Annotated in this window: 18 protein-coding genes; 4 read left to right on the top strand and 14 right to left on the bottom strand. The window is 46.3% G+C overall.

The window, feature by feature from the left end; all coding sequences use genetic code 11:
* The first annotated feature begins 35 nt into the window (after positions 1 to 35).
* The gene (locus tag KO501_RS12650) at positions 36 to 659 is read left to right on the top strand and encodes an AhpA/YtjB family protein (RefSeq protein WP_216030041.1); all 624 of its coding nucleotides are present in this window, start codon (positions 36 to 38) and stop codon (positions 657 to 659) included.
* A 9-nt stretch (positions 660 to 668) separates the two neighbouring features.
* Here KO501_RS12650 and KO501_RS12655 read toward each other — a convergent pair whose 3' ends face one another.
* The 10 genes from KO501_RS12655 to rpoE all read right to left on the bottom strand — a co-directional run bounded on the left by KO501_RS12655 (position 669) and on the right by rpoE (position 9,543).
* Positions 669 to 1,433, bottom strand: coding sequence for a TatD family hydrolase (locus KO501_RS12655; RefSeq protein WP_216030042.1), 765 nt, complete (start codon positions 1,431 to 1,433; stop codon positions 669 to 671).
* A gap of 15 nt (positions 1,434 to 1,448) precedes the next feature.
* On the bottom strand, positions 1,449 to 2,087 hold the full coding sequence (gene pdxH, locus KO501_RS12660) for a pyridoxamine 5'-phosphate oxidase (RefSeq protein WP_216030043.1): 639 nt from the start codon (positions 2,085 to 2,087) through the stop codon (positions 1,449 to 1,451).
* 40 nt (positions 2,088 to 2,127) lie between these two features.
* The gene (gene era / locus KO501_RS12665) at positions 2,128 to 3,039 is read right to left on the bottom strand and encodes a GTPase Era (RefSeq protein WP_216030044.1); all 912 of its coding nucleotides are present in this window, start codon (positions 3,037 to 3,039) and stop codon (positions 2,128 to 2,130) included.
* Entirely contained in the window at positions 3,026 to 3,715 is a 690-nt protein-coding gene (gene rnc, locus KO501_RS12670) for a ribonuclease III (protein ID WP_216030045.1), read from the bottom strand. Before rnc ends, era begins: the two co-directional genes overlap by 14 nt.
* Positions 3,715 to 4,596 carry a signal peptidase I gene (lepB, locus tag KO501_RS12675; protein ID WP_216030046.1) on the bottom strand — a complete coding sequence of 294 codons (882 nt, stop codon included), beginning with the start codon at positions 4,594 to 4,596 and terminating at the stop codon, positions 3,715 to 3,717. The genes rnc and lepB overlap by 1 nt, the downstream gene beginning before the upstream one ends.
* Positions 4,596 to 6,410, bottom strand: a complete 1,815-nt coding sequence (gene lepA, locus KO501_RS12680) for a translation elongation factor 4 (protein WP_216030047.1) — start codon at positions 6,408 to 6,410, stop codon at positions 4,596 to 4,598. The genes lepB and lepA overlap by 1 nt, the downstream gene beginning before the upstream one ends.
* Positions 6,411 to 6,671: 261 nt before the next feature.
* Entirely contained in the window at positions 6,672 to 7,124 is a 453-nt protein-coding gene (locus KO501_RS12685) for a SoxR reducing system RseC family protein (protein WP_216030048.1), read from the bottom strand.
* Positions 7,117 to 8,271: a MucB/RseB C-terminal domain-containing protein gene (locus KO501_RS12690; RefSeq protein ID WP_216030049.1), complete on the bottom strand. Its 1,155-nt coding sequence runs from the start codon at positions 8,269 to 8,271 to the stop codon at positions 7,117 to 7,119. The genes KO501_RS12685 and KO501_RS12690 overlap by 8 nt, the downstream gene beginning before the upstream one ends.
* 6 nt (positions 8,272 to 8,277) lie before the next feature.
* On the bottom strand, positions 8,278 to 8,868 hold the full coding sequence (locus KO501_RS12695) for an RseA family anti-sigma factor (protein WP_216030050.1): 591 nt from the start codon (positions 8,866 to 8,868) through the stop codon (positions 8,278 to 8,280).
* Between the two features lie 96 nt (positions 8,869 to 8,964).
* Complete coding sequence (rpoE, locus tag KO501_RS12700) at positions 8,965 to 9,543, bottom strand: RNA polymerase sigma factor RpoE (RefSeq protein WP_216030051.1); 579 nt, start codon at positions 9,541 to 9,543, stop codon at positions 8,965 to 8,967.
* 219 nt (positions 9,544 to 9,762) lie between these two features.
* Here rpoE and nadB point away from each other — a divergent pair, with 219 nt between their 5' ends.
* Positions 9,763 to 11,427 (top strand): L-aspartate oxidase, encoded by a 1,665-nt coding sequence (gene nadB / locus KO501_RS12705; RefSeq protein ID WP_216030052.1) that lies wholly within the window; start codon positions 9,763 to 9,765, stop codon positions 11,425 to 11,427.
* A 7-nt stretch (positions 11,428 to 11,434) separates the two neighbouring features.
* On the opposite strand, the gene KO501_RS12710 is transcribed toward nadB, so the two are convergent.
* The 3 genes from KO501_RS12710 to KO501_RS12720 are packed head-to-tail and all read right to left on the bottom strand — an operon-like array spanning position 11,435 to position 13,005.
* The gene (locus KO501_RS12710) at positions 11,435 to 12,310 is read right to left on the bottom strand and encodes a MaoC/PaaZ C-terminal domain-containing protein (RefSeq protein WP_216030053.1); all 876 of its coding nucleotides are present in this window, start codon (positions 12,308 to 12,310) and stop codon (positions 11,435 to 11,437) included.
* 10 nt (positions 12,311 to 12,320) lie between these two features.
* Positions 12,321 to 12,767, bottom strand: a complete 447-nt coding sequence (locus KO501_RS12715) for a protein YgfX (protein WP_216030054.1) — start codon at positions 12,765 to 12,767, stop codon at positions 12,321 to 12,323.
* Complete coding sequence (locus tag KO501_RS12720; RefSeq protein WP_216030055.1) at positions 12,754 to 13,005, bottom strand: succinate dehydrogenase assembly factor 2; 252 nt, start codon at positions 13,003 to 13,005, stop codon at positions 12,754 to 12,756. The genes KO501_RS12715 and KO501_RS12720 overlap by 14 nt, the downstream gene beginning before the upstream one ends.
* Before the next feature lie 149 nt (positions 13,006 to 13,154).
* On the opposite strand from KO501_RS12720, the gene KO501_RS12725 reads away from it, so the two are divergent.
* Both KO501_RS12725 and KO501_RS12730 read left to right on the top strand, forming a co-directional pair.
* Positions 13,155 to 14,120 (top strand): glycine cleavage system protein T, encoded by a 966-nt coding sequence (locus KO501_RS12725; protein WP_216030056.1) that lies wholly within the window; start codon positions 13,155 to 13,157, stop codon positions 14,118 to 14,120.
* A gap of 106 nt (positions 14,121 to 14,226) precedes the next feature.
* Positions 14,227 to 14,706, top strand: coding sequence for a peptidylprolyl isomerase (locus tag KO501_RS12730; protein ID WP_216030057.1), 480 nt, complete (start codon positions 14,227 to 14,229; stop codon positions 14,704 to 14,706).
* 39 nt (positions 14,707 to 14,745) lie between these two features.
* Here KO501_RS12730 and KO501_RS12735 read toward each other — a convergent pair whose 3' ends face one another.
* Complete coding sequence (locus tag KO501_RS12735; RefSeq protein ID WP_216030058.1) at positions 14,746 to 15,084, bottom strand: P-II family nitrogen regulator; 339 nt, start codon at positions 15,082 to 15,084, stop codon at positions 14,746 to 14,748.
* Positions 15,085 to 15,248: the final 164 nt, after the last annotated feature.

Raw genomic sequence — 15,248 nt, forward strand, 5'->3', positions numbered from 1 at the left:
TATGATAAAGCCACTTCTTTACTATGCGAAAATCTATGCACGACCCTCAACATTCATGGCATATTATCCCGGTCAAGCGTCGTCACCCCTTTGCGTGGATCCATACCAAGGGCTGTCATATCGCGGTGGTGGTAAGTTTACTCATGTTCATTCTGACTTCGGTTATGGCTTATCGGTATATACTAAAACAGGATCACCACTTGGCGATGGCTGAACCCATCAATACCCTTTTGACCCAATACACAATGCTCTTGTCAGCGCCGATCTCACACCGTGATAACACTCACATTCAACATTTACTCAACATTTTAGGAAAACAAGAAGGGGTGGAAGATGCAGCTATCTATGACACCTCAGGAAGTCTTATCGCCGCTGTTCACCCATCGTGGTCACTGTTGGCCCAAACTCACCCTACAAGCGCCTACATCAGCCCCATACGTGATGAACAGGACCAAACCATTGGGGTATTACGCATCGCCACCAATACCAACCATCAACTCACCGGGTTTTATCAGCAAAAGACATTGTGGTCTAACCTAATAATCGCAATAACCCTGTTTAGCTTATTTTATGGTGCATTGCTGGTGTTGGGTATAAAGCGTTATGGCCCCCTTATTCCCTATTTAAAACAGAGTATTTGGGCATACTTACGGCGATAACATAAGCGCTTAGGCTAAAGAGAACGTATCTCGAAATGTGGCATCGGTAACATGGGATATGTGTTCGGCTGATTCTTCAAAAAGCCCTTGTAGGATTTGCACAACCCCGACTAAATGAGCAGGTTCGTTGCGCTGGCCTTGAAACCCCATCATAGGCATATCTGGCGCATCGGTTTCCAATAAGATTGAAGACAATCCCATCGCTTTAATCGTGGCTAAGGTTTTTTTCCCTCTCGGATAGGTGATAGTGCCGCCTATCCCCAGTTTAAAACCCAGCTCAAGATAGGCTTGGGCCACCTCAGGGCTACCGGAGAAGCCATGCACCACGCCACCACAGGTAAATCCGCTATCTTTAATTACTGCCGGCAAGCGATGATGAGTTTTGCGATGGTGTAATATAACCGGTAAGTTAGCCTGTTGTGCCAGCCTTAGCTGCTCGCTGAGCCACGTTTCTTGTTGGGCCATTGGCATGGGCAAGGTTGCATCTAACCCGACTTCGCCCACAGCAATAATCTTGTCGCTATATACCCCAATGGCTTGTTCTAACTGCCTACAACCGGTTTGAATATCATCAGGAAGAAACCAAGGATGCCAGCCAAAAGCCAGATAAATATTATCGTAGCGGGTTTTAATATCTCGCTGCTTATCCCATCCTTCTGCCGTGGTGCCAGGTATAAGAAAAGCATTAACACCGCATTCATTCGCTCGAGAAATCACTTCACCGCGGTCGGTGTCAAAAACAGCGAAATCCAGATGACAATGGGAATCTATCATGGCCAGTTTAACAAGCTACGGCATCAGGCGCTGGTGGGCCCAGTTACCTTGCGCATCACGATTGTATTCAAACCGATCATGCAGACGGTCTTCTCCGCCTTGCCAAAACTCCATTTGATGAGGGACGACACGAAAGCCGCCCCAAAAGTCCGGTACGGGTAACGCTTTATCCGCAAACTTCTGCTTAAGTTGTTGAAACTGAGTCATCAACAACTCCTTAGTAGCTAAGGGCTGGCTTTGTCGAGAAGCGAAGGCGGCTAATTGACTGTCTTTTGGACGTGAAAAAAAGTAGCGCGCATTTTGAGCAGTGGAGAGTTTTTCAGCCACCCCACAAACCCGTACTTGGCGTTCCATGAAAAACCACGGAAAATGTAAAGATATGCGGTTGTTCTGACTGAGTTCTTTGGCTTTTCGACTACCTAAATTGGTATAAAACAAGAAACCGTCTTCACTGACATCTTTAAGCAGTACAATACGTTGCGAGGGTTGTCCGTGTTCATCAACCGTGGCCACAGTCATGGCGGTGGGATCAGGAATATCAGCGTCTATGGCGTCTTTTAACCATCGCTGGAAAAGCGCCACGGGATGCGTGGCTAATTCTTTTTCAGTGAGATGGCCCTTGGCGTATTGGCGGCGTATATCTGATAGCGACATAATGTCCTCACATGGTGTGCAAAATTGTCCGGAGACGAAACTAATCGTCGTTATATCCTAACGAACGCAACGCCCGTTCATCATCCGCCCAGCCTTGCTTTACTTTTACCCACATTTCAAGAAACACCTTGTTATCAAACAGGTTTTCCATATCTTTTCTGGCTTGTTCACCAATGGTCTTGATGTGCTGACCACCTTTACCGATGATCATGCGCTTTTGGCTTTCACGTTCAACAAGAATCAAACCGTTGATACGATACACGCCGTTTTCCATAAGTTTAAATTGCTCTATTTCTACCGTTGTAGAATAAGGCAGTTCATCACCGGTAAAACGCATTAGTTTTTCACGAATAATTTCTGCCGCCATAAAGCGACTAGAACGATCGGTAATATAGTCTTCGGGAAAATAGAACTCACTCAGTGGTAATGTGCCTTGCACCGTTTCTCGTAATGCATCGACTTGCCGACCATTTTTAGCGCTAACAGGGAAAATATGCTCAAAATCGTGCTTTTCACTCAACCACTGAATTTGGGTCATAAGAGCAGATTTGTCTTCAACTTTGTCCGTTTTATTGACCACCAGAAAACAAGGTAATCCACTGTTTTTCACCTTTTGTAACACCATGGCATCGTCGTCAGTCCATCGTGTACCTTCAACGACAAACAGCACTAAACCCACCTCCCCTAATGAACTAGATGCGGCTCGGTTCATGTAACGGTTGATGGCTCGTTTCTCATCTTGGTGAAGCCCAGGTGTATCAACATAAACGGTTTGCCAATCGCCTTCTGTATCTATGCCTAGAATGCGATGACGGGTAGTTTGGGGCTTGCGTGAAGTAATGCTGACTTTTTGCCCTAACAGCCGGTTTAGCAATGTGGATTTACCCACATTAGGCCGACCTACTATGGCAACTAAGCCACAGTGTGTGGTGATATTCTCATGCGGATCCATTCTCTAGCCTCTCTAAGGTCTCTCTCGCTGCACGCTGTTCAGCTTTTCGACGACTATTACCCACGCCGAAAACCGGCTCGGACAATTGTGACACCTGACAACTTACCTGGAAGGTCTGCGCATGATCTTGGCCACTTATCTCAACAACTTCATAAACAGGCAGCGGCTCCCGCCGTGACTGCAAGTACTCTTGTAACCGTGTTTTACTGTCTTTAGGATGCTCGTTGGGATCTAATCTATCGATGCGTGCCGACCATAAGTGCAAAATAACCTGTTGGACTTCACTAATACCGGCATCAAGGTAGATAGCACCTAAAATCGCTTCAACGGCGTCAGCCAAAATCGAACTTCTTCGATGGCCACCACTTTTCAGCTCACCCTGACCGAGTTTAAGTAATTCTCCAACCCCAGCTTCTTTTGCCATTTCAGCCAAGGTATCGCCCTTAACCAGGGTTGAGCGCATACGGGTTAACTTTCCTTCGGTTACGTCAGGAAAACGCACATAAAGCGCATCGGCAATCACCATGCCTAATACCGCATCGCCCAAAAACTCTAATCTTTCGTTGTGTTTTTTCGCTGCGCTACGATGAGTCAGCGCTTGTTCTAACAGACGCCGATCCGAAAACTGATAATCCAACAGCTTTTCAAGACGCAAGTAGCGATCAATACCTTGCATTAGTGGATGCCGCCTATGCGATTAAAGCGCACGCCGGTGGGAACCCAACCTGGCAACCAGCTATCAGATGAACGTTCAAATTCAAAACTGATCCAGATAGCGACCGCTTTACCGACTAAGTTTTCATCCGGTACAAAGCCCCAAAAACGACTGTCTTTACTATTTTCACGATTATCGCCCATCGCAAAATACTGACCTTGAGGCACGATCCATTCGTTACTACGCGTACCCGGTTGGGTGTAGAAATTCGAGCTAGGAATGCTACGAGCAGGGTTGCGCAAAATATCGTGGTTCACGTCACCAAGCTGTTCGCTGTAACGCAGTAAGGGCGTCATGTCTTGGACAAACTCTCCCCGTTCTTCAAACTTCAACGCAACCGGTTCCATTTTAGGGCAGTCACTGGTCTCACCTTTACAATACGGCTTAATGAAAATCTGTTTATTTTCATAAATGATGGTGTCACCGGGTAACCCAATTACCCGTTTAATGTAATCGATGTTGGTATCTTCTGGGTATTTGAAAACCACCACGTCGCCACGCTCAGGAGCGCCTGTTTCGATAAACTTAGTTCGAAAAACCGGATCTTTTAAGCCGTAGGCATATTTTTCTACCAGAATAAAGTCGCCGACTAACAACGTTGGCATCATAGAACCTGATGGAATTTGAAAAGGCTCGTAGAGAAAAGAGCGAAGTACCAACACAAAGGCAATCACTGGAAATATTTGTTGAGAGGTATCGACAATCCATGGCAACTGACCCGATGTCCCTTGAGCTTGCTGCTTTTCCCGGCGCGCTGGCGCCCATAATAAGCTATCCAAAAGCCAAATTAAGCCCGTAACTACCGTTAAAATGACCAAAAGGATTGAAAAATAGTTCGCCATTACTTACCTACCTTGAGAACAGCAAGAAACGCGTCCTGAGGTAATTCAACATTACCTACCTGCTTCATTCGCTTCTTCCCTTCTTTTTGTTTTTGTAGCAGTTTTTTCTTACGACTTACGTCACCACCGTAACATTTGGCGATAACGTTTTTACGCAATTGTTTTACTGTACTACGTGCGATTATATGATTCCCAATAGCAGCTTGAATGGCAATATCGAACATTTGTCTGGGGATCAGCTCCCGCAGTTTCTCTACCAACTCTCGACCACGTCCTTGGCTATTTTCACGGTGAGTGATCATTGCCAGCGCATCCACTCGCTCGCCGTTTATCAAAATATCCACCCGAACCATGTCCGACGCTTGAAACTTCTTGAAATTATAATCTAAAGAAGCAAAACCTCGGCTTGTCGACTTTAATCGGTCAAAGAAGTCCATTACCACTTCTGCCATGGGCAGATCATAGGTTACCGCGACTTGTTTGCCATGATAAGTCATGTTGGTCTGCATACCACGCTTCTCAACGCAAAGTGTAATAACATTGCCCAAAAATTCTTGCGGAACAAGGATGTTAGCTTCCACCACAGGCTCGTGAATTTCGGCGATATCATTCACCGCGGGTAGATTTGATGGGTTATCCACCTGCACCTTTTCGCCTTTGGTGGTAAGCACTTGATAAATTACCGTGGGCGCAGTGGTTATGAGGTCAAGATCGTACTCCCGCTCTAGGCGCTCTTGAATGATCTCCATATGTAGCATGCCTAAGAAACCAATACGGAAACCAAAACCCAAGGCCGCCGAACTTTCTGGCTCATAGAACAAGGATGCATCATTCAAGCTCAGTTTTGCCAACGCATCACGAAAGTCTTCGTAATCGTCGGAGCTAACGGGGAACACACCAGCATAAACCTGAGGTTTTACCTTTTTAAATCCTGGCAAGGCTGAATCAGCAGGCTCCCGGGCCAAGGTAATGGTATCTCCCACTGGGGCACCATGAATTTCTTTAATACCGGCAATAACAAAGCCCACTTCACCGGCTCTTAATACACCAGTGTCAGTTTGTTTAGGGGTGAAAATCCCCACTTTGTCAGCTTGGTGAGTCTGGCCGTTAGACATAATTTTAATTTTGTCTTTAACGTTAAGCTCGCCCTCAACGATTCTCACCAAGGACACCACACCTTGATAGTTATCAAACCAAGAATCCACAATCAGTGCTTTAAGTGGTGCCTCACGGTTACCTTCTGGCGGCGGTACCTGATTAACAATGACTTCTAAGACTTCATCAATACCTACACCGGTTTTCGCTGAACAACGCACAGCATCGATGGCATCGATACCGACAATATCTTCAATTTCCTCTGCCACCCGCTCAGGTTCGGCTTGGGGCAAATCGATTTTATTTAAGATAGGCACCACTTCCATATCCATATCCATGGCGGTATAACAATTAGCTAGGGTTTGCGCTTCAACGCCTTGTCCCGCATCCACCACCAACAGCGCCCCTTCACAAGCGGCCAACGAACGAGATACCTCGTAGGTAAAATCTACGTGCCCCGGTGTATCGATAAAGTTGAGTTGGTAGGTTTCACCGTTTTTCGCCGTATAGTTAAGGGTGACACTTTGGGCCTTAATGGTAATCCCACGCTCACGTTCCAGATCCATCGAATCCAGTACCTGTTCGGCCATTTCCCGAACAGCGAGGCCGCCACAATCCTGAATCAGGCGGTCTGACAATGTAGACTTACCATGGTCTATATGCGCGATAATGGAGAAGTTTCTTATATTACTGATATTATAAGGTTTATCTTGATTCATTCGATACCAAATTTGATGCTAGGTGCCTAGTCGGGTGCCTAATTGTAAAGCGCTAGGCTGTTATAAAACCCGAAGGGTCTAAAATTATGCGCGATTATACTTGTGTTGTGCTTCTTTTGATAGTTTAGCGTTAAAAGTTAGTTTTACTAACACGCTAGCAAGGCAGGTTTTAGACGCTCTGCCACAGGTTAATTGCGGCGTGGTGACCCAAATCCCCTCATTGACAACAGAAACAGGCGCAACCTAGGGGGTCAGGGACAGTCAATCAAGGGGCGTTGAAGAGGTCAACAGCACGGGCTGAAATTTCGTAGTGCCTTGCTGTTTAAGATGATGAGAAATACCAAAAAAGCCAATAATGGTGAAAATGATGCTTCCCCCAATCGGCCATAATTCGTTGTGCAGCCCTAGTAGCGGCAACCCCTTATCTAAACCAATAGCAGCAAGCAAAAAAACCATAAGTGGCGCCACATAAAGCCACATTGACGCAGTTATGATACCGGCTTCGGGAACACCAATGGTGACCTTATCGCCAACACGACACGGTATAGGACTATGTAAAACTAAACGCTGAGACTTCGGCGATAAAGCACGAGAGATCACCCCTGAGCCACAATCCGATTGTGCCTGACAGGAAGAACAAGTGGTTTTAATGGCCGCTTCTACCACAATGCGGTCGCCATCAACATCCACAACAATAGCCGACTCTTTAATCATTGGTGTCACCTTTTAGGCGCAATGATGTGGCAATCGCATTGGCTGTTTTCAGTGGAATTTCTCCCACCACCGTAACCTGAGCTTTGCCGTCAGTTAACGTTAAGAATGTATTGAGTTCGTGACGTAAGACTAAATCTGACCCCACCGCCTCTTTTGCCGATTGCACGTAAACAGAGACATCCACTAGCCCGTCGGTAAACATTTTGTATTCCACCACCTGTCCGGTGAGCGCCAAACGACGAATATCGTGTTTAACTTCAAACATGCCACTGGGTAGATATTCTACTTTCCAACTATGGGGTTGATTGGTAGAAGGAGGTAAAGCCAATGGTCTAGGGAGGGACGAGATGTTCACCCGGGAAAAATACGCAGACGGTGCGTCTGTGATATCCATCGCTGTCACCTGGATTTGTTCAAGAATGTTACCTTGTAAATCCAACGTGTTTAACTTTAAAAACATGCCCGTTGCTTCATCCAACCACAATTGATAGCTAAAACGGGTATTGTCCCGACTGACTATCCGTAGCTGTTGAGCAGGCCGCCCGGCAACCCGAGCTCGACCGACCAAAACAAATTCATAGCCCCGGGTTAACGATGCGGGCTCATAAAGTAATTCACTAGGAATAGGCCCGTTAATATACTTGGAACGAAGGCTATACGGTGTGGCATCCGGTTCAAAAATACTTACCACATCTCCCACCCGAATAAGTTCTCTACCCGGCCCATTTTGCAAATTCAATTGCTCTAACGAGGCGCCATCCTCCAATACACCGTGTCGCCAAAGATAGGGCACGGTCTCTTGATTAAGACGACTCACCACAAATGCCACCTTAAAATTCAGCGTACGTGTGGCGTTGGTCATTTTTTCTAACCAGCCAAGTACCGAGTCGGGTTTGCTGGAGGAAGGCCCTTGTGCATGCTCCTCACCGGTAATGGAGGTAGGTGAATCAGGCATCACCGTGACGGGTGCTTCGGATTCAGCAGAGATTATTTCGTCTGGCTTATCAACACCGGTAGTGTTAGCGGGCAAGGTTTGAGCAAAAAGGGAAAAGGATAGGCAAGTAAAACCGGCTAAGGTAATAGCAACCGGAGAAAACACACGTACCAGCTTTAGCGCTGGTACGTTTAAGAAAAACACATTGTTCATTCTAATTTAATTTGGATTAACGTTAGACTCTGCAGACTCATCAACGGATTTGCTCTGCTCCTCAGCCTGTTTTAGCTGAACTTGTTGCTCGTGATCCGCAATAATTGCGTTAATCTTACGCTTCTTCTCTAACATGATGTTCATGTCATTACGAGGCAGCGTGCGGGTTTGCTCTAAACTTACCGGCGCTAATCCCCCCAACTGAGTACTTGTCTCAAAGGTAGAAAAAGGCTCTGCAGGTTCAGGCTGATTCAATTGTTGAACTCCCAAAATCACAGCCACAGCAACAGACGCTGCAACGGCAAACTGTCCACCTTGCTTCGCAAACGGCACCACATTGCCCACTACGGGTAATTTACGCCACCGTGACGTTTTAGGTGCAACAACCACAGGCTCATCTTCGAGCGCTGCTGCCACCGCGGCAGTTATGTCCATTTGCGGAGCGACAGTTGCTTCCTTTCGCAATCCGCTGCGAATAACATGATACCGCTTCCACTTAACTTGCAGCGCTTCATCTTGAAGAATGGCATCCATAATCTCGGAACTTTCCGTCTCACCATCCATGAAGGCAGACAATTTTTCTTGCTGTTGCGTCATATTATAAAATCCTGATCAAAATGATCGATAACTACCCTATCACAGCTTGTTAGTTCATTTCATCCCGAGAAAGTTCAATTTCATCGCGAAAAAAAATCAATTTTCTAATAAAGGCTGTATGACTTTGTCGATAGCTTCCCGTGCACGGAATATTCGAGAACGTACTGTTCCTACCGGACATCCCATTACGTTAGCTATCTCTTCGTAACTTAACCCTTCAATTTCCCTAAGCGTAATTGCCATTCTCAAATCATCTGGAAGTTTCTCCACTACGCGAAAAAGCGTGGCTTCTAACTCATCAGACAATAAACTGCGCTCTGGCGTTGATTGCTCTTTTAGTGCGTCACTGCCTTCATAGAAGTCAGCTTCGTCAGCATCAACATCACTCGCTGGCGGTTTTCTGCTCTGTGCAACCAAGTAATTCTTGGCGCTATTAACTGCAATGCGATACAGCCACGTGTAAAACGCACTGTCGCCTCGGAAGTTAGGTAAGGCGCGGTAGGCCTTGATAAACGCGTCTTGAGTTACATCAGCAACATCACCCGAGTTTTTCACGTACCTTGACACCAAATGCATAACCTTGTGCTGATAACGTGTTACCAGCAGATTAAATGCATTTTTGTCACCGTGCTGTACCTTTTCAACGATTTGTTGATCGGTTATCTGCTCGCTCATCCGAGCCATTTCTCCTTAACATCTACCACGTAAAACAGCTCATGCAAGCAAAGGGTAGACTGCATATATTTTAAAAAGTTCGCACTAAAATGCGGCCTATCTCTATTTTATCAACAAATATCGAAAAAAAGGCCTTCAAATGTCGTCGATGCTTTGCGTTTTGTCTTGCATCATTTAGACTTGCCAAACCCTAGCCTACAAGTTAACCGCTAAAATAACATGAATTCAGTGACTTCATCACTACCTTCTGCGGATCATAAAGGAATCGAGCACCAGTGCGACGTACTTATTATAGGTAGCGGCGCAGCAGGACTCAGTCTCGCTTTAAAACTCGCTGACCACTGCAAAGTGATTATCTTAAGCAAAAGCGATCGCAACGAAGGCTCTACACGTTACGCACAAGGTGGTATCGCCGCCGTTTTCGATGAGCACGACAGCATTGAGGCCCATGTTGCCGACACCTTAAATTCTGGGGCAGGCTTATGTGACGAAGCGGCAGTCAGATTCACCGCCGAAAACGCAAAAGATGCCCTCAATTGGTTAATTAATCATGGCGTGCCATTTGATACTGAAACCAATGAAGATGGCGAAAAACGGTTTCACCTTACCCGTGAAGGTGGTCACAGCCATCGGCGTATCCTACATGCTGCGGATGCCACCGGCGAAGCATTACAAATCACGTTAAATGACGCTGTATCTGCCCATCCTAATATTCATTTTTTAGAACGATACAATGCCATTGACCTCATCAAATCTCAGCGCGATAACTCAGTATGTAATGGCGCCTATGTGTGGAATTTAAAAGCCGCTCATGTGGAAGTGGTACGCTCTCGTTTTGTGGTGTTAGCCACCGGAGGATGCAGCAAGGTTTATCAGTATACCTCTAACCCAGATGTTTCTAGCGGCGATGGTATTGCCATGGCATGGCGTGCAGGATGCCGAGTGGCCAACATGGAATTTAATCAGTTCCACCCCACGTGCCTTTACCATCCTCAAGCCCGCAACTTCCTCATTTCTGAAGCCCTCAGAGGAGAAGGCGCCCAATTATGCCATCCAGACGGCACACGGTTTATGCATCGATTCGATGAACGTGGCGATCTTGCACCTCGCGACATCGTCGCCCGGGCGATAGACTATGAAATGAAACGGCTAGGTGCAGACTGCATGTATTTGGATATTAGCCACAAGCCCGCAGATTTTGTCATCAAGCACTTTCCTAATATCTACAAAAAGTGCCTTTCCGTGGGCATTGATATTACCCGCCAAGCCATTCCTGTGGTGCCAGCGGCGCACTACAGTTGCGGTGGGGTAATGACTGACTTTAATGCTAAAACAGATTTAGCCAACGTTTATGCCATCGGTGAGGTTGCCTATACCGGTTTACATGGCGCGAATCGTATGGCATCAAATTCATTACTTGAATGTGTGGTTTATGCCGCCGCCGCAGCCCGAGATATAATGGCCAATTTAGCCCACGAATGTGCTCAAGAACCGGTTGCGCCTTGGGACGAATCTCAGGTTACCAATTCAGATGAAGAAGTCATCATTCAACACAACTGGCACGAGTTACGTTTATTTATGTGGGATTACGTTGGTATTGTGAGAACCAACAAACGTCTTGAGCGGGCTTTGCGACGCATTCAGTTACTAAGTCAGGAAATTCAAGAGTATTACGCCCACTTTAGAGTGAGCAACAATTTACTTGAGTTGAGAAATCTTGTCACCGTCGCAGAGTTGATCGTACGTTGTGCGATGGCCCGCAAAGAAAGTCGTGGTTTGCACTATAATGTTGACTACCCTGAATTACTTGCATCTCCTTCGCCGACCATTTTGCGTCCTGACGAGGACGCGCAGCATACAGAGCCCGGCTCCCTCGCAACGTAAAGACGCATCACTGGGCACGACTTGATTGGGCAACATATCCATTAATATGTGTTGCCCCGCCCTTTTGATTAATCAGGTTAAAGTGGCTTTCATTATTATCTGCATAAACAAAAAGATCTGCCTTACTGGGCAACAATAGCGGTTTTCTAAAATCACATTGTACCGTGATATCTTGGGAGGTCTCAGTAAGCTCAAGCTTGCTCACACAATATGCCAAAGACCACATGCCGTGAGCGATAGCCCGTGGAAAGCCAAATAATTTGGCCGTGGCGGCAAAAAGATGAATTGGATTGGCATCTTTAGACACCTTAGCGTAGCGACGTCCAATGTTTGATGGCGCAGTCAAGGTACCCTGATATTGGGCTTTATCCTTGTTTTCTGAGCGTTTACTCGGCGCTTTTCTCACCCCTCGTGTTTTTACTGTTTTTGTATGCGGCCCAGGGGCTCGTACTAAATAGGTTGCCGTTGCATCGTAACATGGCGCCCCGTGCTGGGTTACCTTAGTAAAAACGGTGACATCCCACCCGTATTTATGAGGCGTAATGTCCTGAAAACCGACAGAAAAATCCATCGCTTCATTGATATTGGGCTGGCCAAGCTGTTGAATGCTATTTGCCCTATGAATTAAGCCAAGCAGTGGAAAGGGACTACGTTTATGGGACAAACAGGCCAGTTGCATGGGTAATGACACCACCTGTAGAAAACAGGGGTGTAAGATAGTCTCATGCTTCCATTGGGCCAACTGACAGTATTGATGATAGTGGGCAGTATCGATGACTAGCCGTTGTCGATGAATCATGGTCGGCAACACAGGCGGTTTAAATTGTGTAAGTAACCTTTTGTCCGGCCGGTGTAGCAAAGCTTTAAATAGCAAAGAAAACATCGTGACTTTCCTAAGCAGTTGACTGAGTACGACGCCCCAGGGCAATGATTAATCGCGCCATTCGACGATACACCTTTTGCTCACATTGAGATGGGAATACCCAGCGATGATGGTAGCCACCGTGCTCATCTAACATAGCGAGATAAATGACAAAGGGAAATAGACGGCTTTTCGGAGTGATTTGGTAGCGACAAACCCCTTCATCTGGCTGACTTTCTGACCATATATCCCCACTCACATTCACGGTAACCGAGGATCTCACGGGTTGCCTCGCGCCATGCCAGATAACAACAAACAGCCCCATCAAAAAAAGGAATAAGGCGGTTGTATCTGGGGGTAAATACGTTTTTACAGAATAAGGCAGTGACACGTAAGCTAAAGCCACTGCGCCCATGAAACCAAGGGCTGGGTAATTACGCCAATAACCGTATCTTAAAATAAAGCTATACTTTGACACGGTTTAATACGATGGCCACCATGGCTGCAAGCTCGGGATCATCACACTGTTGGTGGCCCATAAACCAGGCAAACAAATCGGGATCATCACAGGTCAGCAAGCGCTCAAAGGTCTCTTGTTGATGCTCATCAAGATCATCGAAGGCTTCTTCTACGAACGGCAAAAAGAGCACATCTAATTCCAGCATACCTCGGCGGCATGCCCATTTCAGTCGGTTACGTCTTTTTTCAGTAAACATGTATCATTGAACCTCAAATTCGAACGCCGACACTATACCATGAGATAGGCAAATGTCTCACTGACCTTTTTATCAGTTCCATACGAAGACTTGTTAAATGGGAATTTCCCCCCATAGTACACACTTAATATTGGTTTGCAGGAGCCCCCATGAAGACACTCGATTATCTCTCAAACATTAGCGATAGCTTTTTGATCCCGTTAAATAACTTGTCAGTGATTTCCGTGACAGGCGAACAGCGAGATGAGTATCTTCATGGGCAACTTACCGTCGATACCAAAGCCCTCACTGCCGATGCGGTAAGGCGAACTGCCCATTGTGACTTTAAAGGTAAAGCATGGTCTTTAAGTCTGGTACTTCGCCACCAGGATGCCATTTGGCTAAGCTTAAACAATAGCAGTGCCGAGCATACCCTCGCCCAACTAAATAAATATGGGGTATTTTCTAAGGTTACAATTACTCAACATGATGACGCACTGGCCCATTTCGCGCTATCAGGTTCTGAAGCAGAACAATGGCTTATAGCCCACTTTGGGGGTCTGCCGACTCAGCCAATGTCGTCGGTCCAGCATGACACTGGCGTGGTGATACGAACTGATTATCCTAACGATGTATTCATTGTCATTCTTGATCCTAAAGGAATAGATGCGTTGAAAAGCAGTGGCCTGTTTGACAAAGTCGATCAGTATCCCCAGACGGTGTATGAAGCCCTGTCCATTAAAAACGGTATTCCCGATGTTTCCGGCGACGGCGTCAATCAATTCGTACCGCAAATGATGAATGTGCAGGCACTACACGGCATCGACTTTAATAAAGGATGCTATATGGGCCAAGAAGTTGTCGCCCGTACGCGCTATCTAGGAAAAAACAAGCGCGCGGGATTTGCCCTTTGCTTCCCCGACGTGATAGATGTTAACGTAGGTGACAGTATTGAGATCGCAGTGGCGTCAGGTTGGCGACGAGCAGGGACGGTGATTCGCTGTGCTAGCCTTGGAAATGAAACTTGGGTTATGGCGATTTTACCCAACGATACCACACCACAAGACCGGGTGCGTCTTGGGAAAAAACCCGACATTGCAGGAAATTTTGCGCCTCTCCCCTATACTATCGAGTAATCAACGTCGCTTTGAATGGTGCTTGACTGCCTGAGATAAGCAGTCATCAGACTTTTTTAACGACGAAAATTCATGTGTCTTTGGACACCGCCGAACAGGAAAAATTATGACAATTACGTCTGACAGTGTGGTTACACTTCACTATACTGTATCATCAGAAGATGGTACGACATTGGATTCTTCAGAGGGCAAAAAGCCGCTAGTTGTACTACTAGGCAAACGCTTTCTTATTGAAGGGTTAGAAGAAGCATTGGTGGGCAAAAACAAGGGCGATAACTTTAAAATCGATGTTGCCCCTGACAAAGGTTATGGTGAACGCTCAGATCAACTTGTGCAAAGTGTGCCTAAAAACATGTTTGACGGAATGGATGTTGAAGTAGGTATGTCTTTTCGCGCTTCCTCAGAAGGCGGAGAACAATCCGTTATCGTCATCGATGTGAGTGATGATCATGTCGTCGTAGACGGTAACCACCCGCTAGCCGGCGTACCACTTACATTTGAGGTAGAAGTGGTCGATTGCAGAGACGCCACTGAAGAAGAAATTGCCCAAGGTCATCTCGTAGACGAAGATGGGCACGAACACTAAAGTGTAGCCTTAGACGTTGTCGGCGAATGCCGGCTTCGTCTAGATAGCGTCTTCGTTTTGTTCACCGGTACGAATACGGACGGCTGACTCCACGGTGGTCACAAAAATCTTTCCATCACCAATTTTGCCCGTTTTTGCCGATTTTTCGATAGCTTCAATTGCCAGTTCAACTTGATCATCGCTTAACACTAATTCGACTTTTATTTTCGGTAAAAAATCCACTTGATATTCTGCGCCGCGATACAGCTCGGTGTGCCCTTTTTGACGGCCAAACCCTTTTACTTCAGTTACGGTCATGCCCGCAATACCCACGTCGGCAAGCGCCTCACGAACATCATCCATTTTAAACGGCTTGATAATCGCTTCTAATTTTTTCATATCCTGCTACTCGTTGTTGGGTTAGTTTAAACCACTGACGCAATGAAGTTTGCTATCAGTCTAACTAAGATAATATCATGCGGTAGCAGGAATGCTAACCTCCAGCCGTTGATTATACTAGGTTAACGGTTAAACACTAACCACAAAGGTAACAGCAATAAGCG

The organism is Alteromonas sp. C1M14, assembly GCF_018860965.1.
Taxonomy (GTDB): domain Bacteria; phylum Pseudomonadota; class Gammaproteobacteria; order Enterobacterales; family Alteromonadaceae; genus Alteromonas.

What these genes read in the sequence shown, in the direction of transcription:
- KO501_RS12650 (WP_216030041.1), top strand. Translation starts at nt 36, where the DNA reads ATGCACGACCCTCAACATTCATGGCATATTATCCCGGTCAAGCGTCGT.
- KO501_RS12655 (WP_216030042.1), bottom strand. Translation starts at nt 1,433, where the DNA reads ATGATAGATTCCCATTGTCATCTGGATTTCGCTGTTTTTGACACCGAC.
- pdxH (WP_216030043.1), bottom strand. Translation starts at nt 2,087, where the DNA reads ATGTCGCTATCAGATATACGCCGCCAATACGCCAAGGGCCATCTCACT.
- era (WP_216030044.1), bottom strand. Translation starts at nt 3,039, where the DNA reads ATGGATCCGCATGAGAATATCACCACACACTGTGGCTTAGTTGCCATA.
- rnc (WP_216030045.1), bottom strand. Translation starts at nt 3,715, where the DNA reads ATGCAAGGTATTGATCGCTACTTGCGTCTTGAAAAGCTGTTGGATTAT.
- lepB (WP_216030046.1), bottom strand. Translation starts at nt 4,596, where the DNA reads ATGGCGAACTATTTTTCAATCCTTTTGGTCATTTTAACGGTAGTTACG.
- lepA (WP_216030047.1), bottom strand. Translation starts at nt 6,410, where the DNA reads ATGAATCAAGATAAACCTTATAATATCAGTAATATAAGAAACTTCTCC.
- KO501_RS12685 (WP_216030048.1), bottom strand. Translation starts at nt 7,124, where the DNA reads ATGATTAAAGAGTCGGCTATTGTTGTGGATGTTGATGGCGACCGCATT.
- KO501_RS12690 (WP_216030049.1), bottom strand. Translation starts at nt 8,271, where the DNA reads ATGAACAATGTGTTTTTCTTAAACGTACCAGCGCTAAAGCTGGTACGT.
- KO501_RS12695 (WP_216030050.1), bottom strand. Translation starts at nt 8,868, where the DNA reads ATGACGCAACAGCAAGAAAAATTGTCTGCCTTCATGGATGGTGAGACG.
- rpoE (WP_216030051.1), bottom strand. Translation starts at nt 9,543, where the DNA reads ATGAGCGAGCAGATAACCGATCAACAAATCGTTGAAAAGGTACAGCAC.
- nadB (WP_216030052.1), top strand. Translation starts at nt 9,763, where the DNA reads ATGAATTCAGTGACTTCATCACTACCTTCTGCGGATCATAAAGGAATC.
- KO501_RS12710 (WP_216030053.1), bottom strand. Translation starts at nt 12,310, where the DNA reads ATGTTTTCTTTGCTATTTAAAGCTTTGCTACACCGGCCGGACAAAAGG.
- KO501_RS12720 (WP_216030055.1), bottom strand. Translation starts at nt 13,005, where the DNA reads ATGTTTACTGAAAAAAGACGTAACCGACTGAAATGGGCATGCCGCCGA.
- KO501_RS12725 (WP_216030056.1), top strand. Translation starts at nt 13,155, where the DNA reads ATGAAGACACTCGATTATCTCTCAAACATTAGCGATAGCTTTTTGATC.
- KO501_RS12730 (WP_216030057.1), top strand. Translation starts at nt 14,227, where the DNA reads ATGACAATTACGTCTGACAGTGTGGTTACACTTCACTATACTGTATCA.
- KO501_RS12735 (WP_216030058.1), bottom strand. Translation starts at nt 15,084, where the DNA reads ATGAAAAAATTAGAAGCGATTATCAAGCCGTTTAAAATGGATGATGTT.